17 protein-coding genes are annotated in these 19057 nt (G+C 60.8%); 6 read left to right on the top strand and 11 right to left on the bottom strand.

Annotation, left to right across the window (positions count from 1 at the left end; genetic code table 11):
- Positions 1–13 precede the first annotated feature (13 nt).
- Together IM313_RS12830 and gutQ are read left to right on the top strand one after the other, a co-directional pair.
- The gene (locus IM313_RS12830; protein WP_010434430.1) at positions 14–787 is read left to right on the top strand and encodes a DNA-binding transcriptional repressor; all 774 of its coding nucleotides are present in this window, start codon (positions 14–16) and stop codon (positions 785–787) included.
- Positions 780–1745: an arabinose-5-phosphate isomerase GutQ gene (gutQ, locus tag IM313_RS12825; protein ID WP_192971694.1), complete on the top strand. Its 966-nt coding sequence runs from the start codon at positions 780–782 to the stop codon at positions 1743–1745. The genes IM313_RS12830 and gutQ overlap by 8 nt, the downstream gene beginning before the upstream one ends.
- Here the strand turns inward: gutQ and norR are convergent.
- Complete coding sequence (gene norR, locus IM313_RS12820) at positions 1742–3256, bottom strand: nitric oxide reductase transcriptional regulator NorR (protein WP_048960108.1); 1515 nt, start codon at positions 3254–3256, stop codon at positions 1742–1744. The genes gutQ and norR overlap by 4 nt on opposite strands.
- Before the next feature lie 187 nt (positions 3257–3443).
- On the opposite strand from norR, the gene norV reads away from it, so the two are divergent.
- Together norV and norW are read left to right on the top strand one after the other, a co-directional pair.
- Complete coding sequence (norV, locus tag IM313_RS12815; RefSeq protein ID WP_192971693.1) at positions 3444–4886, top strand: anaerobic nitric oxide reductase flavorubredoxin; 1443 nt, start codon at positions 3444–3446, stop codon at positions 4884–4886.
- On the top strand, positions 4883–6016 hold the full coding sequence (norW, locus tag IM313_RS12810; protein ID WP_192971692.1) for an NADH:flavorubredoxin reductase NorW: 1134 nt from the start codon (positions 4883–4885) through the stop codon (positions 6014–6016). Before norV ends, norW begins: the two co-directional genes overlap by 4 nt.
- Before the next feature lie 90 nt (positions 6017–6106).
- Here the strand turns inward: norW and IM313_RS12805 are convergent, their stop codons facing one another.
- The 4 genes from IM313_RS12805 to IM313_RS12790 all read right to left on the bottom strand — a co-directional run bounded on the left by IM313_RS12805 (position 6107) and on the right by IM313_RS12790 (position 11046).
- Entirely contained in the window at positions 6107–7129 is a 1023-nt protein-coding gene (locus IM313_RS12805; protein ID WP_192971691.1) for a HoxN/HupN/NixA family nickel/cobalt transporter, read from the bottom strand.
- Between the two features lies 1 nt (position 7130).
- A complete protein-coding gene (gene hypF / locus IM313_RS12800) occupies positions 7131–9347 on the bottom strand; it encodes a carbamoyltransferase HypF (RefSeq protein WP_192971690.1) in 2217 nt (738 codons plus the stop codon).
- A gap of 6 nt (positions 9348–9353) precedes the next feature.
- Positions 9354–9899, bottom strand: coding sequence for an electron transport protein HydN (gene hydN, locus IM313_RS12795; RefSeq protein WP_008499565.1), 546 nt, complete (start codon positions 9897–9899; stop codon positions 9354–9356).
- A 133-nt stretch (positions 9900–10032) separates the two neighbouring features.
- Entirely contained in the window at positions 10033–11046 is a 1014-nt protein-coding gene (locus IM313_RS12790) for a LacI family DNA-binding transcriptional regulator (RefSeq protein WP_192971689.1), read from the bottom strand.
- Between the two features lie 213 nt (positions 11047–11259).
- Between IM313_RS12790 and ascF the strand changes: the two genes are divergently transcribed.
- Both ascF and IM313_RS12780 read left to right on the top strand, forming a co-directional pair.
- Positions 11260–12711 carry a PTS cellobiose/arbutin/salicin transporter subunit IIBC gene (ascF, locus tag IM313_RS12785; protein WP_045261256.1) on the top strand — a complete coding sequence of 484 codons (1452 nt, stop codon included), beginning with the start codon at positions 11260–11262 and terminating at the stop codon, positions 12709–12711.
- 18 nt (positions 12712–12729) lie between these two features.
- On the top strand, positions 12730–14154 hold the full coding sequence (locus tag IM313_RS12780; protein WP_192971688.1) for a 6-phospho-beta-glucosidase: 1425 nt from the start codon (positions 12730–12732) through the stop codon (positions 14152–14154).
- Positions 14155–14233: 79 nt separating this feature from the next.
- Here the strand turns inward: IM313_RS12780 and hycI are convergent, their stop codons facing one another.
- From hycI to IM313_RS12750, 6 genes are read right to left on the bottom strand one after another with little or no spacing between them, the layout of a single operon-like run.
- On the bottom strand, positions 14234–14689 hold the full coding sequence (gene hycI, locus IM313_RS12775) for a hydrogenase maturation peptidase HycI (RefSeq protein ID WP_192971687.1): 456 nt from the start codon (positions 14687–14689) through the stop codon (positions 14234–14236).
- Entirely contained in the window at positions 14682–15092 is a 411-nt protein-coding gene (locus IM313_RS12770; RefSeq protein WP_028014209.1) for a formate hydrogenlyase maturation HycH family protein, read from the bottom strand. Before IM313_RS12770 ends, hycI begins: the two co-directional genes overlap by 8 nt.
- Complete coding sequence (locus tag IM313_RS12765) at positions 15089–15856, bottom strand: NADH-quinone oxidoreductase subunit B family protein (RefSeq protein ID WP_192971686.1); 768 nt, start codon at positions 15854–15856, stop codon at positions 15089–15091. The genes IM313_RS12770 and IM313_RS12765 overlap by 4 nt, the downstream gene beginning before the upstream one ends.
- Positions 15856–16398: a formate hydrogenlyase complex iron-sulfur subunit gene (locus IM313_RS12760; protein ID WP_192971685.1), complete on the bottom strand. Its 543-nt coding sequence runs from the start codon at positions 16396–16398 to the stop codon at positions 15856–15858. The genes IM313_RS12765 and IM313_RS12760 overlap by 1 nt, the downstream gene beginning before the upstream one ends.
- 9 nt (positions 16399–16407) lie before the next feature.
- Positions 16408–18117: a formate hydrogenlyase subunit HycE gene (gene hycE, locus IM313_RS12755; protein WP_041908476.1), complete on the bottom strand. Its 1710-nt coding sequence runs from the start codon at positions 18115–18117 to the stop codon at positions 16408–16410.
- A gap of 15 nt (positions 18118–18132) precedes the next feature.
- Positions 18133–19056 (bottom strand): respiratory chain complex I subunit 1 family protein, encoded by a 924-nt coding sequence (locus tag IM313_RS12750; protein WP_041908474.1) that lies wholly within the window; start codon positions 19054–19056, stop codon positions 18133–18135.
- Position 19057 lies beyond the last annotated feature (1 nt).

Raw genomic sequence — 19057 nt, 5'->3', positions numbered from 1 at the left:
GAACGAAGCGCCTATGAAACCACGTCAGCGGCAGGCGGCCATTCTCGAGCATCTACAAAAGCAGGGAAAATGCTCGGTAGAGGATCTGGCCCACTACTTTGACACCACCGGCACGACAATACGCAAGGACCTGGTATTGCTCGAAAACTCTGGCGCCGTTATTCGCACCTATGGCGGCGTGGTGCTCAACAAGGACGAAGCGGACCCGCCAATCGATCACAAAACGCTGATCAATACCCACCAGAAAGCGCTGATTGCCGAAGCCGCCGTCAAATTTATCCAGGACGGCGATTCCATCATCCTCGACGCAGGCAGTACCGTCCTGCAGATGATCCCCCTGCTCAGCCGCTTTAACAACATCACGGTGATGACCAACAGCCTGCACATCGTCAACGCGCTGTCCGAGTTCGACAGCGAGCAGACCATCCTGATGCCCGGCGGCACCTTCCGCAAAAAATCGGCGTCCTTTCACGGCCAGCTGGCGGAGAACGCTTTCGACCACTTCAGCTTCGATAAACTGTTTATGGGCACGGACGGCATCGACCTTAACGCAGGCGTCACAACGTTTAACGAGGTGTTCAGCGTCAGCAAAGCCATGTGCAACGCCGCGCGGGAAGTGATTTTAATGGCCGACTCGTCGAAGTTTGGCCGCAAAAGCCCCAATATTGTCTGTAGCCTCGAAAGCGTTGATAAGCTGATTACCGACGCGGGTATCGATCCGGCGTTCAAAAAAGCGCTGGAAGAGAAAGGGATCGACGTGATCGTAACCGGAGAAAGAGATGAGTGATTTTCTGTTAGAAACGGGCCGCCAGACGCTGATGCTGGAGCTGCAGGAAGCCAGCCGCCTGCCGGAACGTCTGGGCGAGGATTTTGTCCGCGCCGCCAATACCATTATCCACTGCGAAGGCAAAGTGATTGTGGCGGGCATCGGTAAATCCGGCCATATCGGCAAGAAGATTGCCGCGACGCTCGCCAGCACCGGTACCCCGGCGTTCTTCGTGCATCCGGCAGAGGCGCTGCACGGCGATCTCGGGATGATCGAAAGCCGCGACGTGATGCTGTTTATCTCTTACTCCGGTTCGGCCAAAGAGCTGGATCTGATTATTCCGCGCCTGCAGGAAAAATCGGTCGCCCTGCTGGCGATGACCGGGAAACCCCGCTCGCCGCTGGCGCTGGCCGCCAAAGCGACGCTGGATATTTCCGTTGAGCGTGAAGCCTGCCCGATGCACCTCGCCCCGACCTCCAGCACCGTTAACACCCTGATGATGGGCGACGCGCTGGCGATGGCGGTAATGCAGGCGCGCGGATTCAATGAGGAAGATTTTGCCCGTTCGCATCCGGCAGGTGCGCTCGGCGCGCGACTGCTCAACAAGGTTCACCATCTGATGCGCACTGACGATGCCATTCCGCAGGTCAAACTCGATACCAGCGTGATGGACGCGATGCTGGAGCTGAGCCGCACCGGTCTGGGGCTGGTGGCGGTATGCGATGACGGCGGAAACGTGAAGGGCGTCTTCACCGACGGCGACCTGCGCCGCTGGCTGGTGGCCGGCGGCAGGCTGGAAACAAACGTGTCTGACGCCATGACCAAAGGCGGGCTGACGCTCAACGCCGACAGCCGCGCCATTGAAGCCAAAGAGGTGCTGATGAAGCGCAAAATCACCGCCGCACCGGTGGTGGACGAGCACGGCAGGCTGTGCGGCGCTATCAACCTGCAGGACTTCTACCAGGCCGGGATTATTTAACCCTTCAGCCCAAGACGCTTCGCCAGCCGGTGCAGGTTGGCGACGTCCATCTCCAGCGCCCGCGCGCACGCCGCCCAGCTGCGGTTATTCTGCTCCAGCGCGCGGGTAATCATCTGACGCTGAAACTCTTCCGTCGCTTCGCGCAGGTTTTCGATTGCGCTCTCAGGCACAGCAGGCTTCACGGTCGGAGCATTTTCCTCATGCAGCGCAAAATGGCGCGCATGAATCACCACTTCATCCCCCGAGCGCGTCGCCCTCGCCAGCACCACCGCGCGGTGAATCGCATGCTCCAGCTCGCGCACGTTGCCCGGCCAACCGTAGCTGAGCAGATGCGCTCTCGCCCCCGGGCTAAGCACCACGCGGGACAGCCCCATTTTGAGACGGCACTGTTCGCAGAAATAACCCGCCAGCAGCACCACGTCGTCTCCGCGCTCACGCAGCGGCGGCACGGACAGCGGGAACACGCTCAGCCGATGGAACAGGTCGGCTCGGAACTGCCCGGCCAGCACCGCTTCGCGCAGATCCCGGTTGGTCGCAGCAAGGACCCGCACGTCCACCCGCAGGCTGCGGTCATCCCCCACGCGCTGGATGTCGCCGTACTGCAATACGCGCAGCAGCTTGGCCTGAAGTGAAAGGGAAAGCTCGCCAATCTCATCAAGAAACAGCGTGCCGTTATCGGCCATTTCAAACTTGCCGCTGCGGTTGCTGATGGCCCCGGTAAACGCCCCTTTGACGTGACCGAACAGCTCGCTCTCCGCCACGCTTTCCGGCAGCGCGGCGCAGTTGAGGTACACCAGCGGGTTGACCGCGCGCGGCGAAGCTTCGTGGATGGACTTCGCCACCAGCTCCTTACCGGTACCGGTCTCTCCGAAGATCAGCACGTTCAGATCGGACGCGGCAACAATCTCAATCTCTTTTTTGAGCTGCGCCATGCCGGGCGAAAGGCCGATCATCTCCGTATGCGCCACCTGCTCAAACGCCGCCGGGCTACCGGGAAGAATATTCTGGCTCTCCAGCTGCTCTATCAGCAGTGCATTGTTCAGCGCCCCGGCGGCCAGCGCGGCAATCAGCCGTAGCTCTTCGTCGCTGAAGGTGTCGAACTGATCCGGCGACATCCCGTCGAGGGTTAATGCGCCAATCAAATTCTGCCCGGCGAACAGCGGCAGGCCAATACAGGCGTGCACCTTCAGGCTCTCCTGCCCCGGAATCAGGCCGTCGTACGGATCGGGCAGATCGCTGTCTGCCGGGAAACGCACCACGTCGCCCGCGCGGGCAATGGTTTCCAGACGCGGGTGGCCCTCCAGCGTAAAGCGCCGCCCGAGTACGTCCTTCGCCAGGCCGTCGATAGCCAGCGGAATAAACTGCCGCCCTTCGTAACGCAGCAGCGCCGACGCATCGCAATCCAGCACGTGGCGCAGCGTGGAGATCAGGCGCTGAAAGCGGTCCTGATGGCCGATACCGGTTTGCAGCTCAATGGCGATCTTCGCCAGGACGTCTACGGAAAAGCTCATGTCTGCCTCACTGTCATTTTGACAATACATAATGTCATATTGACTCTTTTTAGGATAGTCATAATGACTACTCATTACGGGGCATTAAATCACAACCCATTGAATATCAATAGTTTAAAAAGTTGGCATGCAACTTGATATAAGCAAACCATCTTCTTTAAAAACGCTGTATTAAGTTGAGGTTGCTATGTCTATTCTGGTTAAAAATAACATTCATTGGGTGGGTCAACGTGACTGGGAAGTGCGCGATTTCCACGGGACGGAATACAAAACGCTGCGCGGCAGCAGCTACAACAGCTATCTCATCCGCGAAGGTAAAAACGTCCTGATCGATACCGTCGATCACAAATTCAGCCGTGAGTTCGTGCAGAACCTGCGCGGTGAAATCGACCTGAATGACATCGACTACATCATCATCAACCATGCGGAAGAGGACCACGCCGGGGCGCTGACCGAGCTGATGTCCCACATTCCGGATACCCCAATCTACTGCACCACCAACGCCATTGATTCAATTAACGGCCACCACCATCATCCGGAGTGGAACTTCCACACCGTAAAAACCGGCGACACGCTGGATATCGGCAACGGCAAGCAGCTGATCTTCGTCGAAACCCCGATGCTGCACTGGCCGGACAGCATGATGACCTACATGACCGGCGACGCGGTGCTGTTCAGCAACGACGCCTTCGGCCAGCACTACTGCGACGAACGCCTGTTCAATGACGAAGTGGATCAGACCGAGCTGTTCGAACAGTGTCAGCGCTACTACGCCAATATCCTGACTCCGTTCAGCCGCCTGGTGACGCCTAAAATTACCGAGATCCTCGGCTTCAACCTGCCGGTGGACATGATTGCGACCTCCCACGGCGTGGTGTGGCGTGAAAACCCCACCCAGATCGTCGAGCTGTACCTGAAGTGGGCCGCGGATTACCAGGAAGACCGCATCACTATCTTCTACGACACCATGTCCAACAACACCCGCATGATGGCGGACGCGATTGCCCAGGGGATCAATGAAGTTGACCCGAACGTGGCGGTGAAAATCTTCAACGTGGCGCGCAGCGATAAGAACGAGGTATTGACCAACGTCTTCCGCTCCAAAGGCGTGCTGGTGGGTACCTCCACCATGAATAACGTGATGATGCCGAAGATTGCCGGCCTGGTGGAAGAGATGACCGGCCTGCGCTTTCGTAACAAACGCGCCAGCGCCTTTGGCTCTCACGGCTGGAGCGGCGGCGCGGTAGACCGTCTTTCCACCCGTTTACAGGATGCGGGTTTTGAGATGTCCATTAGCCTGAAGGCGAAATGGCGTCCGGATATCGACGCGCTGGAAATCTGCCGCCAGCATGGCCGCGACATCGCCCGTCAGTGGGCGCTCGCCCCGCTTCCTGAAGTCACCGCAAAACCGGCGGAACAGCCACAAACCTGTTCGACGGAAGCCAGCGCCGATCTCGGTCCGCGCATGCAGTGCAGCGTCTGCCAGTGGATCTACGATCCTGAGCTTGGTGAACCGCTGCAGGATGTAGCCCCGGGCACGCCGTGGAGCGAGGTGCCGGACAACTTCCTCTGCCCGGAATGCTCCCTCGGCAAAGACGTCTTTGATGAACTGGCAACGGAGGCAAATTGAGCAACGGCATCGTTATCATCGGCTCGGGCTTTGCTGCCCGCCAGCTGGTGAAAAATATCCGCAAACAGGATGCAAACGTGCCGTTGACGCTGATCGCCGCCGACAGCATGGACGAGTACAACAAGCCTGATTTAAGCCACGTCATTAGCCAGAATCAGCGCGCCGATGACCTCACCCGCCAGACGGCGGGGGAGTTCGCGGAGCAGTTCAACCTGCGTCTGTTTCCGTACACCTGGGTCACCGATATCGATGCTGACGCCCACGTGGTAAAAGCGAAAGCGAAAACCTGGCAGTACGACAGGCTGGTGCTGGCGACCGGGGCATCTGCGTTTGTGCCGCCGGTTGAAGGCCGCGAGCTGATGATTACCCTCAACAGCCAGCAGGAGTATCAGGCCAGCGAAACCCGGCTACGCGATGCCGCCAGAGTGATGATTGTCGGCGGCGGGCTGATCGGCACCGAGCTGGCGATGGACTTCTGTCGGGCGGGAAAATCCGTGACCCTGGTTGACCACGCGGCGAGCATTCTGTCGGCGCTGATGCCCGCAGAAGTAAGCAGTCGCTTACAGCATCGTCTGACCGATATGGGCGTGCATCTGATGTTGAAATCGCAGCTACAAAGCCTGAGCAAAACCGAAGGCGGTATCCGTGCCACGCTCGACCGAAGCCGCAGCGTAGAAGTGGATGCGGTGGTTGCAGCGACGGGTCTGCGCCCGGAAACCGCGCTGGCGCATCGCGCAGGGGCTGAAATAAACCGCGGCGTGAAGGTAAATAGCTACCTGCAAACCACGCGGCCGGATATTTATGCCCTGGGCGACTGCGCGGAAATTAACGGCCAGGTGCTGCCCTTCCTGCAGCCGATTCAGTTAAGCGCCATGTATCTGGCAAAAAACCTGCTCGGCGGCAGCGCGCCGCTGAAATTACCCGCCATGCTGGTAAAGGTCAAAACGCCGGAATTGCCGCTGCATCTTGCAGGTGAAACGCAGCGTCGGGATCTGGACTGGCAGATTGCCCTTTCGCCGAAGGGCATGGTGGCGCGCGGCACCGATGCAGACGGTCAGATACGCGCCTTTGTCGTCAGCGAAGACAGGATGAAGGAGGCTTTCGCGCTGCTGAAATCGCTGCCTGCTTAACCCTCGTATTGCCGGGTGGCGCTCCGCTTACCCGGCCTATATGCAGACCTGCGCAAGCGTAGCGCCGCCGGGTAAAACAGGGTGGGGAGTTCAGGAGCGCACCACCAGCGCGTCGTAGCCGCGCCAGCGATAGTTGGCAATGGAGATGAGCCAGCAGGCAACGAACAGCCCGACCACCACAAACCCGGCGTTGCCCAGGTTGTCATTTACCGCGCCGATCAGATCCCAGATGCCGCCGCTGAGGGCAAATTTATCCATCAGCAGGCCCAGCGCTTCCAGCCCGCCGATAAACAGCGCCACCACCACGGAGGTGCCGGTGATGGTCATGTTGTAGTAGAGCTTGCGCTGCGGTTTATCAAACGCCCAGCCGTAGGCACCGACCATCAGCAGGTTATCGAGCGTATCCACCAGCGCCATGCCGCTGGCGAAGAGCGCCGGGAAGATCATGATTGACCACACGGACATCCCGCTGGAGGCGCTGGCGGCGGAGATCCCCAGCACGCCAATTTCGGTGGCCGTATCGAAGCCGAGGCCAAACAGGAAACCCACCAGATACATCTGCCAGCTTTTATTGACGAGGCGGAAGGTTTTACCGAACAGCCAGTTCATAACGCCCCCCTGGGCAGGCAGCGTGACGTCACCCTGCACCGTCTGGCCCTTTTTCAGCGCCTGGAAACTGCGCCAGACGCCGCGCAGGATCACCATATTCACCAGCGCCATCGCCAGCAGGAAGGTGGCGGATACCGCAGTGCCAATCAGGCTGCCGGTTTCGTGGAACCATTCCATGTTTTTCTGAAACGCCGTGGCGGTGGCGGCGATGGCAATGGAGGCCAGCACCACGATGGTGGAGTGCCCCAGCGAGAACCACGCCCCCACCCCGCACGGGCGTTTGCCCTGCTGCATCATCTTACGCGTCACGGTATCAATGGCCGCGATGTGGTCGGCATCCACCGCATGGCGCAGCCCGTAGCACCACGCCAGCAGGCTGGCGGCCATCAGCGCCGTGCTGCCGCTAAAAGTGTGCCATGCCCATCCCCAGGCCAGCAGGTTTGCCATTACCAGAGCCAGCAGCAGAAGCGCGGCGCGAGGTTCGTTGCGTAACAGTCGTAACATTTTAAATCCTTTTTGAACATGACCGGGCAGCGGCAACCACCGCCTGCCCGAAGGAGATCGCTCCGTCACCTGCGGGCAGGCGCGAAGGAAAAAGAAGCGTAAAGTCAGGAAGATAATGACGCAGGCGCGCGCGCAGCAGGCGGTTGTGCAACACGCCGCCGCTGAAGCAGATTGTCGAAATCGATAAGCGTCGGGCATGGCGCGCGGCGAGCTGAGCCAGCCCTTTTGCCAGCGCGTCGTGAAACGCCCACGCGCGCTCGCAGGGCTCCGCCTGCCAGTTCAGCCACTGCTGCCAGAACAGCGCAAGGTTATTCGCTTTCAGAATCACCGGATGGTCAACGCCCGCGCACTGCGATGCCAGCGCCTCCAGCCTGCACGCTGCCTCGCCTTCGTAGCGCTGCGCGTCAATGCTCAGCGCGCAGGCGACCGCGTCAAACAAACGACCGCAGGACGACGCCTGCGGCGCGTTGATGCCACGCTGGATCGCCGTTGCCAGCAGCGGCCAGCTGTGGCGCTGAACCGCTCGCGTTTCCGGGTAGCGTTGCCAGTCCGGGACAAACGCCAGGCAGTGGGCGAGCAGATTACGCCACGGCTGCTTTGCCGCCAGATCGCCGCCCGGCAGCGCCACGGCAGGCAGGCCGCCGAGCCGTTCGCAGTCGAGATAGTTCACCCGCAGGCACTCTCCTCCCCACAGCGCGCCGTTCTCGCCCATGCCGATCCCGTCCAGCGTCAGAGCGATAGCGTCTCCGTCGTCGAGCGGCCAGCCGTTCTCCGCCAGGCACGCCGCCGCGTGAGCGTGATGATGCAGCACGGTTTCGACGGGCAGCGCCTGCTCCTGCGCCCACCGGCGCGCGCGATACCCCGGATGGGCATCGCACACCAGCTTATCAGGCTGGAAAGCGTAGATGCCCTGCATCGTCGAGAGCGCGCTGCGCCACTGCGCCTCTACGCCCTCGTCGCTCAGATCGCCAAAGTGCTGGCTCAGCACCGCCTGGTTGCCGCGCACCAGGCAGAAGGTGTTTTTCATCTCTGCACCGGTGCACAGCATGGCGGGGATATTCTCAAAACCCGCGGGCAACGTGACGGCATCGGGCACAAAACCCCGGGCACGACGCAGGATAGCGCCATCCCGATCCATCACCGAATCATCCATGCGCTGCAGGATGTCGCGGTTGTGCAGCAGGAAGCCGTCCGCGATGCCGCCGAGCTCCTCCAGCGCCTGCGCGTTGGTGACGGCAGGCGGCCTGCCACTGAGGTTGCCGGAGGTCATCACCAGCGGGCGCCGGCAGTCCATCAGCAAAAGATGCTGGAGCGGGTTCGCGGGCAGCATCACGCCAACGCAGTCGAGCCCTGGGGCAATTTCCTCGGGAAACGCGGGAAGCGAAGCTTTCGGCGTCAGCACGATCGGTGCCGCTGGCGAGCGTAACAGCGTCTGTATCGTCTCCGGCAGATCGTCCGCATCCGGTAGCATCACCGCCAGCGGCTTCGTCGGGCGCTGCTTGCGTGCCCGCAGCGTCGCCACTGCCTGCGGGTTAAGCGCGTCGCAGACCAGATGAAATCCCCCCAGCCCTTTAACCGCCACGATCCCGCCGTTTTTCAGCCTCTTCACCGCCGCGTTTAAGGCCGATTCGCGAGTGGCAATAGTGTCTCCGGCTTGCCATTCCAGCTGCGGCCCGCAGTCCGGGCAGGCCACCGGCTGGGCGTGAAAGCGGCGGTCGGCCGGGTTGCGGTACTCGGTTTCGCACGGCGCGCAGAGCGGGAATGCGGCCATCGACGTGGCCGGACGGTCGTACGGCATGGCGCGGATAATGGTAAACCGCGGCCCGCAGTGGGTGCAGTTGATAAACGGGTAACGATAGCGGCGCTCGCGGGGATCGCGCATTTCAGCCAGACACGCCGGGCAGGTGGCGGCATCCGGCACGATTTGCGTATCCATCGCCCCGCGCTCGCTGTGGCGGATGGTAAAGTCCTCAGGCATGTCCGCCCAGGTGAACGGCTGCGTTTCAACGCGATCGATGCGCGCCAGCGGTGGGCAGTCCTGATGCAGCCTCGCGGTAAAGTCCCCCCCATTACCCGCGAGACGCACCAGGACACCCTCTCCGTCGTTGCAGACATCGCCCACAAGCTTCAGCCGGTGCGCCAGCTGCCAGACGAAGGGCCGAAACCCCACGCCCTGCACTTTGCCGCGCACCCGAAGCAGTACGCCGTTAACGCTCATCGCAGCTTAAAACAGCAGCGATGACGAGGTGTCGAACGCCGCGCGACGGCGTTTTTCTGCGCTCATCTGCTCAAGCTTGTCACGATCCACGCAGACCAGCGCGTGCGTCGGGCAGGCCTCCATACAGGCCGGGCCGGCTTCGCGGTGATAGCAAAGATCGCATTTATTGGCTTCGGCTTTCTCTGCCCGCACGCTCAGCCCCATGCCGCTGTTGCGCACCACCGGGCGGACAACCACCTCCATCGCGCCATACGGACAGGCCACCACGCAGGTTTTGCAGCCGATGCAGCGCTCCTGCATCACGTGCACAAAGCCCTTCTCGCGCTTAATCGCCCCGTTCGGGCAGACGTTCGCGCACGGCGCATCTTCGCACTGGCGACAGATGGCGGCGGTGGAAATATTCACACCTTTAATGACGTGAATGCGCGGCAGGAAAGTATCGGGAGTGAGAGAGGCGCAATCCTGCTCCGCCTGGTGGGAAACCACGCACGCCACTTCACAGGTACGGCAACCAATGCACTTGCTGGCATCGGCCATAATAAAACGGTTCATCTGCTTCTCCGGCATAACTGTTATGCGCGAAGCTATTCACAAACCGTGCCAATATTTAACCCACTGATTTTTAACAATAATAAAAACGCAGCGTTTCTGTCATCGTCATTAGTGACGATGACAGATGTCGACGTCAGCGGTGCGGACCATCGGTAACGGAGTCGCGCAGGACAAGCTCGCCAGAAAAGGTTTGCTGATATTTGAACTCTCCGCCGTCGAGCATAAAAATCAGGCGACTGACGATCTCCTGGATCATCGCCGTCACCGGAATACGCACGCTGGAGAGCGACGGCACGATGTAGGGCGCAATCGCCACGTCGTCAAAGCCGATAACGGACACCGCGTCCGGGGTGGCGACGCCGCTGTCGTGCAGCTGCTTGATGGCGCCGATCGCCATATCGTCGTTGCTCGCCACCAGCGCGGTAAACGGTTCGCCGCGGGAGAGGAGTTGAGTGACCGCCGCCGCGCCGCTGGCCGGGCTCCACTTCCCTTCGGCGATAAGCGCGTCACGCGCTGCAATACCGTGCTGCGCCAGCGCATCCCTGTAACCGGAAAGACGCTCAACCCCGGTGGGGGAATCCAGCGAACCGGTGATAAAGGCAATCTCCCGGTGCCCTTTCGCAATCAGCTGCGACACCGCGTCCTGACACGAGGCTTTATGATCGGACCAGACGCTGTGGCTGCTGTTTTTCCGCAGGCGGCGGTTAAGCACCATAATCGGCTGCTCGCATTTCTCGACGAGCTCGTCCAGCTCTTCCACGCTCAGAAAACGCGGGTAGATAATTACCGCATCGCAGCGCATATCCAGTAGATACTGGATCGCCTCGCGCTCTTCTTCGGCGCTGTGCTTGCCGTCGGCGAGGATCAGCTGCCGCCCTTTTTCTTCCGTCATCCGCGCGGCGTTAAACAGCAGCTCGCTAAAGTAGACGCCGTGATACAGGGTGTTGGTCACTACCAGCCCAAGCGTCTGGGTGCGTTTGGTCGCCAGGTTTCGCGCCAGCAAGTTCGGGCGATAGCCGCTCTCTTCAATGGCCTGAAAAACCCGGTCTTTGGTCTCCTGGCTAACGTAGCCGTTGCCCGACAACACCCGGGAAACCGTCGCTTTCGACACGCCTGCCCGCTTCGCCACTTCCAGCATCGTGGTCATATTGTTCTTCCATCCGAAACTCATGCGGGCAGTGTACTGCACCGCGAAAAAATTGTCGCAGCGACGACGTCACGCTTTCTACACCCCACTGCGATCTTCATCACGAAAAGAAAAAATGTCCAAAAAGCGGTCTTGTTTCAACAAAAGAAACTCATGATGATTATGTGGAACCGGTTTCCTACATTTCACACAACGATAACAGGAACAGATCCGATGGCCAAAAACTACGCTGCGCTGGCAAACGACGTTATCAGCGCGCTGGGCGGCAAAGAGAACATCGTCGCCGTCACCCACTGCATGACGCGCCTGCGTTTCGTTCTGAAAGACGAAAATCTTACCGACGTTGCGCGCCTGAAAAGCATCAGCGGCGTGCTTGGCGTGGTGCGTAACGACAACCAGTGCCAGGTGATTATTGGCAACACGGTTTCACAGGCGTACCGCGAAGTAGTGAGCCTGCTGCCCGTTGACCTGCAGCCCGTGGTACCGGAAGGCCCGCAGAAGCTGACGTTACGCCGCATTGGTGCCGGGATCCTCGACGCGCTGATCGGCACCATGTCGCCGCTGATCCCGGCAATCATCGGCGGTTCGATGGTCAAGCTGCTGGCGATGATCCTCGAAATGACTGGCGTGCTGGAAAAAGGCGCGCCGACGCTCACCATTTTGACGGTCATTGGCGACGGGGCGTTCTTCTTCCTGCCGCTGATGGTAGCGGCCTCGGCGGCGGTGAAGTTTAAAACCAACATGTCGCTGGCGATTGCCATCGCGGGCGTGCTGGTGCACCCGAGCTTTATCGAGCTAATGGCGAAAGCCGCGCAGGGCGAGCACGTTGAGTTCGCCTTTATTCCGGTGACGGCGGTGAAATACACCTATACCGTTATCCCGGCGCTGGTCATGACCTGGTGCCTGTCGTATATCGAACGCTGGGTGGATCGCATCACCCCGGCGGTGACCAAAAACTTCCTCAAGCCGATGCTGATCGTGCTGATTGCCGCCCCGCTCGCCATCGTGCTGATTGGCCCGCTGGGGATCTGGATCGGTAGCGCCATCTCCGCGCTGGTTTACACCATTCACGGCTACCTGGGCTGGCTCTCCGTCGCCATCATGGGCGCACTGTGGCCGCTGCTGGTGATGACCGGGATGCACCGCGTGTTTACGCCGACCATCATTCAGACCATTGCCGAAACGGGCAAAGAAGGAATGGTGATGCCGTCAGAAATCGGCGCCAACCTGTCGCTCGGCGGCTCGTCGCTGGCGGTGGCATGGAAAACGAAAAACCCGGAACTGCGCCAGACGGCGCTGGCCGCGGCGGCCTCCGCCATCATGGCGGGGATCTCTGAACCGGCCCTGTACGGCGTAGCGGTACGCCTGAAGCGTCCGCTGATTGCGAGCCTGATCAGCGGCTTTATCTGCGGCGCGGTGGCGGGTATGGCAGGCCTTGCCAGCCACTCGATGGCGGCGCCGGGGCTGTTTACCAGCGTGCAGTTCTTCGACCCGGCCAACCCGATGACCATCGTCTGGGTGTTTGGCGTAATGGGGCTGGCCGTGGTGCTGTCATTTGTTCTGACCCTGCTGTTAGGGTTTGAGGATATCCCGGTCGAAGACGAGGCTGAAAAAGCGCGCGCCCTGCAGACCGCACCGGTACAGAACAACGCAGCAAAAGCATAAATTGAAAGCGAGGTAAGAATGTCTGTTTTTCCACAAGGATTTTTATGGGGCGGCGCGCTTGCCGCCAACCAGAGTGAAGGTGCTTACCGTGAAGGCGGCAAAGGACTGACGACGGTCGATATGATCCCCCACGGCGCGCATCGCCTGGCGGTGAAGGTCGGTCAGGAAAAGCGTTTTTCGCTGCGTGAGGACGAGTTCTACCCGAGCCACGAGGCGATTGATTTTTACCATCGCTATAAAGAGGACATCGCTCTGATGGCGGAGATGGGCTTTACGGTGTTCCGCACCTCGATTGCCTGGAGCCGCCTCTACCCGAACGGCGACGAGCCTCTGCCGAATAAAGAGGGCATCGCCTTCTACCGGGCGGTATTTGAAGAGTGCAAAAAGTACAACATCGAACCGCTGGTGACGCTCTGTCACTTCGACGTGCCGATGCACCTGGTGACGGAGTACGGCTCCTGGCGCAACCGTAAGATGGTCGATTTCTTCGCCCGCTACGCCCGCACCTGCTTCGAGGAATTTAACGGGCTGGTGAAATACTGGCTGACCTTCAACGAAATCAACATCATGCTGCACAGCCCGTTCTCCGGCGCGGGGCTGGTGTTTGAGGAAGGTGAAAACGAGGATCAGGTGAAATACCAGGCCGCACACCACGAACTGGTGGCGAGCGCTCTGGCGACCAAAATTGCCCACGAGGTGAACCCGGAAAACCAGGTCGGCTGCATGCTGGCAGGCGGAAATTTCTACCCGTACTCCTGCAAGCCGGAAGACGTGTGGATGGCGCTGGAGAAAGACCGCGAGAACCTGTTCTTTATCGACGTGCAGGCGCGCGGCAGCTATCCGGCCTACTCTGCCCGCGTGTTCCGCGAAAAAGGCGTGGTGATTGTGAAAGATCCCGGCGACGACGAACTGCTGAAAAACACCGTCGACTTTGTCTCGTTCAGCTATTACGCCTCGCGCTGCGCGTCGGCGGACATGAACGCGGGCAACACCAGCGCGGCAAACATCGTGAAGTCCCTGCGTAACCCGCATATTCAGGTAAGCGAGTGGGGCTGGGGCATCGATCCGCTCGGCCTGCGCATCACCATGAACATGATGTACGACCGCTACCAGAAGCCGCTGTTCCTGGTGGAAAACGGCCTGGGAGCGAAGGACGTCGTTGATGAAAACGGCGAGATCAACGACGACTATCGCATCAGCTATCTGCGCGAGCATATCCGCGCGATGGGCGATGCGATTGAGGACGGCGTGCCGCTGATGGGCTACACCACCTGGGGCTGCATCGACCTGGTGTCGGCCTCAACGGGCGAGATGAGCAAGCGCTACGGGTTTGTGTACGTTGACCGCGACGACGCCGGGAACGGCACGCTGGACCGCAAGCGCAAGAAGTCGTTCTGGTGGTATAAGAAGGTGATTGCGAGTAACGGGGCGGATCTGGAGTAGCCAGTTGCCCGGTGGCGCTGCGCTTACCGGGCCTACGGTTTTGTAGGCCCGGTAAGGCGTAGCCGCCACCCGGCACTGCTCAGAGCGGAGAAAACCCTCCATCCCCAACCCACCCCGCCAGCCGCGAATACACCTCTTCCACCGCCGCCTTCACCGGCGGCATCATCGGGTAATAAAAGCCGACAATGTCCGGCTGAATACCCAAAAACAGCACCTCGCCCACGTCGTCTTTAATCTGATCGACCAGGTAGTTCAGCGGCATATTGTGGGTGGTCATCATAAACATCTCGGCGATGTCGTCCGGATCAATCAGGCGGATCTCGCCCGGGTTGAGCCCCATATCGGTGGCATCGACGATTAGCAGCCTTTCCGGGTGCAGCTCGCGAATGGCGACCACATCGTTTTCCGGCGCGGTACCGCCGTCGATTACCACCCAATCGCCCTGCGGGTTCGCGGCGCACATCTCCGCCAGAAGCGGGCCCGCGCCGTCGTCGCCCATCATGCTGTTGCCGACACACAGTAAAACGTCAGTCACGTAATCTCCTCACCATCAGGTAGATGGCGCTCTCCTGATGAATATCGTGCAGCATGCCGAGCAGCGTTTTGCTCCACGCCTGCTGCGCCGGGGTTTGCCTGCCGAGCGCCGCGTCAAAGGCGTTGGCGAGCATCGTGATATGGTTGGCGTCGATAACGATCTCGCCGTACTTCGGCACGCCCTCCATCTTGCGCCGCGCGGTGCTGCCCTCCTCCAGCGTGGCGATCCACGCCAGGTATTCCGTCCACGGGCAGGTTAGCGCCGCCTCCAGACAGTCGATCACCCCGAGGTGGTGCCCAATCGCCAGGCTGTAATAGACCACCTGCTGCGCCGCATCCGGCGTGGCATCGTTCTCATCAATAAACTTACGGCTCAGCTGGCTGAACACCACCGTTTCACTCATCGGATACGCGCCTCATCCACAATGCTGTTCAGGTTCGCCACGATCTCATTGAGACGCGGATCGTTTTCCGCCTCCAGCCAGCGCGCCACCTGATGGTCGCCCTGACTCAGCAGGCGCAGGTAATCGTCGGCAATCTGGCGACCGTAGCGATAGCCCGCCAGCCTGCGCGCCGTGCGGTCCACCTTCACGCGCAGCGGCTGGACCATGTCCGGATGCAGAATGGCCGCGGGCTGGTTGTCGATCTCGCCAGGTGCGCGGGCGTGGATCTTCTGCTCCAGCAGGCCGAGCGCCATCGCAAAGCCGTACAGCGTGGCGGCAGGCGTCGGCGGGCAGCCCGGAATAAAGACATCCACCGGCACGATTTTGTCGGTGCCGCCCCAGACGCAGTAAAGATCGTGGAAGATGCCGCCGCTGTTGCCGCAGGCGCCGTAGGAGATGCAGATTTTCGGATCCGGCGCGGACTGCCAGGCGCGCAGCGCGGGCGATCGCATGGCGCGGGTCACCGCCCCGGTAAACAGCAGAATGTCCGCATGACGCGGGGACGGTACCACTTTGATGCCGAAGCGCTCGGCGTCAAATAGCGGCGACAGGGTGGCGAAGATCTCGATCTCACAGCCGTTGCAGCCGCCGCAGTCCACGCGGTAGACGTAGGCCGAGCGTTTGATTTTTTTCAGTAGCGACGCTTTCATGCTGGCGATGGACTCCTCCACCGTCAGCGGCACCGGAATGCCGTTATCGTCGCGCGGGCCGAGTAAGTTTTCCATCAGCTGGCCTCTCTCATATGGCGGGTAATATCAATGCGGTCAGACGGCAACAGGCATTTCTGGCGCTTACACTCCGGGCAGGTTTCGAAGCTTTCGCGGTGATGCTCTGCGCGGGCGTCGCCGTTGTGCTGCAGCAGCGCGATGGCGTAGTCGATCTCTTTTTGCACGGCGAACGGACGCTTGCAGACGCGGCAATTGCACAGCGCGAAGCGCGACTGCTGGAGAAAATCCTCTTTTTTCCACACCGCCAGTTCGTACTCCTGGGAAAGTCGAATGGCGACCGTCGGGCAGACCTCCTCGCAGCGGCCGCAGAAGATGCAGCGCCCGAGGTTAAACTGCCAGGCCAGCTCGCTGGTTTTGAGGTCCGTTTCCACCGTTAAGGCGTTCGACGGGCAGGCGTTGACGCAGGCCGCGCAGCCGATGCACTGCTGCGGGTTGTGCTCCGGCTTGCCGCGAAAGTTTTTATCCACCGGGATCGGCTCCAGCGGATAGCTGCTGGTCTGCGCGCCGGTTTTGATCACTTTTTTGAAAAAGGTAAACATGGCGTGTCCTTATTTCAGCGGCGAGTTCTTGCGCTCGATGCTGTAGCGCTCAAGCTCTTTGTACGGCACCACCTGGCTTTTCTTCTTGCGCACGTCCACCACCGTCATGCGGTCGGTGCAGGAGTAGCACGGATCGAGGCTGCCGATGATCAGCGGCGCGTCAGAGACCGTGTTACCGCGCAGCATATAGCGCAGGGTAGGCCAGTTGGCGTAGGTCGCCGCGCGACAGCGCCAGCGGTAGAGCTTCTGATTGTCGCCGGTCATGCTCCAGTGGATATCATCCCCTCGCGGCGCTTCGGCAAAGCCGAGGGCAAAGCGGTTTGGAATGTAGGTGAAGCCCTCCACCATCAGCGGACCGCCCGGCAGGTTATCGAGGCCAAAGTCAATCATGTTCAGGGCGGTGTAGACCTCGTTGATACGCACCTTGAGGCGAGAAATAACATCGCAGCCCTGTTCGCTGTGCACGGTCATCGGCAGCAGGCCGTAGCCGACGAACGGGTGATCGGCGCGGGTGTCGCGGGCGTGGCCGCTGGCGCGCACCATCGGGCCGACATTGCTGAAGTCGCGGGCAATTTCCGGATCGAGGCGACCAATCCCGACGGTGCGCTGCTCGATGTTTGGCGTGCTGAGCAGCATGTCCACCAGCTCCTGCACGTCCCGACGCATCTGCTGCGCCAGCTGGCGGGTCTTGATCATGTCGTCTTTCAGCAGGTCGCGGCGGATCCCGCCGATCAGATTCAGGCCGTAAGTTTTACGCGCCCCGGTGAGAATTTCCGCCATCTTCATCGACGCTTCGCGCACGCGGAAGAACTGCATAAACCCGGAGTCAAAGCCGACGAAGTGGCAGGCCAGGCCGAGGTTCAGCAGGTGCGAGTGCAGGCGCTCCACCTCCAGCAGAATGGCGCGGATCATCTGCGCGCGCTCCGGCACCACGATCCCCATGCCGTTCTCCACCGAGGTGGTGTAGGCGGTGCTGTGGGCGAAGCCGCAGATGCCGCACACGCGGTCTGAGAGGAACGTGACCTCGTTGTAGCCCATGCGGGTTTCCGCCAGCTTCTCCATGCCGCGGTGGACGTAGAACAGGCGGTAGTCGGCGTCGATGATATTTTCGCCGTCGACGAACAGGCGGAAGTGGCCCGGTTCGTCGGAGGTGACGTGCAGCGGGCCGATCGGCACCACGTTGTTCTTCTTGCTGCCCAGCTCGTTGATGAACTCGTAGGTTTCGCTGTCGGTGGTCGGGGCCGGACGCTGGCGGTAATCCATGCTGTCCTTACGCAGCGGATAGAGTTCATCCGGCCAGTCGTCCGGCAGCACCAGACGACGCTCGTCCGGCAGGCCGACCGGCACCAGGCCGTACATGTCACGCACCTCGCGCTCACCCCAGACGGCGGCAGGAACGCGCGGCGTCACGGACGGGTATTCCGGCTTATTCGGGTCGACCTCGACGCGCACGGTGAGCCAGCACTTCTCGCCCTGCTCCATCGACATCACGTAGTACACCGCGTAGTTGCCGCACAGCTGGCGCTCGTCGTTACCGAACAGCACCGACAGCCAGCCGCCCTGCTGGTAATAGAGAAACTCCACCACTTCCGGCAGGTAGTTCACCTTCACGGTAATGGTGATCTGATCTTTGGTTTGCCAGGACTCCTCCAGCACCACGCCGGGGAAAGCCTGATGCAACGCGGCGAGATACTGCTGACCTTTCTTTTCTTCAGACATAAACACTCTCTTTAATCACGCCACCAGCAAGGAGACGAACGCTAAAAATGCAAAACCAAAACCGGCCCAGGTGATGCGCGAGGTTGCCGCAAAACGCAGGCGCGCCATGCTGTTTTCAAACAGGGCGATGACCAGCACGCCGACCAGCAGCTTGAGGGCGGCAACCACCACGGCCAGCAGCAGGCCGCCTGCAGAGAAGTGCGTCATCTGCCCCCACGGGAAGAAAACGCCAACAAACATCTGCAACACCACCAGTTGCTTAAGGCTGATGCCCCACTTCAGCACCGCGAAGCCGTAGCCGCTGTACTCGGTAAGCGGCCCTTCCTGCAGCTCCTGCTCCGCTTCCGCGAGATCGAACGGCAGCTTGCCCATCTCAATAAACGTGGCGAACGCGCAGGCGCAGAGTGCCAGCACGAGCGGGATGGAGCGGGCCACCGGCCAGTGGTAAACGGTGTCGGTGATAAAACTGATGTGGGTCGAACCTGCAACCTGCGCGGCCACCCACAGCCCCAGCAGCAGGATCGGCTCAACCAGCACGCCGAGCATCGCCTCGCGGCTGGCGCCGATGCCGGTAAACGGGCTGCCGGTGTCCAGGCCCGCAATCGCAAAGAAGAAGCGCGCGATGGCGAAGAGGTAGATGAGCGTAATCAGATCGCCGAGCACCGGCAGCGGCGAGCCTACCGTGACCACCGGCAGCGCGGTGGCGATGGTGAGCATCACGCCGACCATCACGAACGGCGTCAGGCGGAACACCCAGCCCGCGGCATCCGGCGCGACGCTCTGGCGGGAGAGCAGCTTGAAGAGATCGCGGTACTCCTGGAGCACGCCGGGCCCGCGACGGTTGTGCATTCGGGCGCGCGCCACGCGCGTGATGCCCGACAGCAGCGGCGCGGCGGCGAACAGCACCAGCGCCTGAAGAATTGCCAGTAACAGACTCATG

This window comes from Enterobacter cloacae complex sp. P2B, assembly GCF_014895985.1.
GTDB lineage: Bacteria > Pseudomonadota > Gammaproteobacteria > Enterobacterales > Enterobacteriaceae > Enterobacter > Enterobacter bugandensis.
This window is presented reverse-complemented; position numbering and strand designations above follow the sequence as displayed.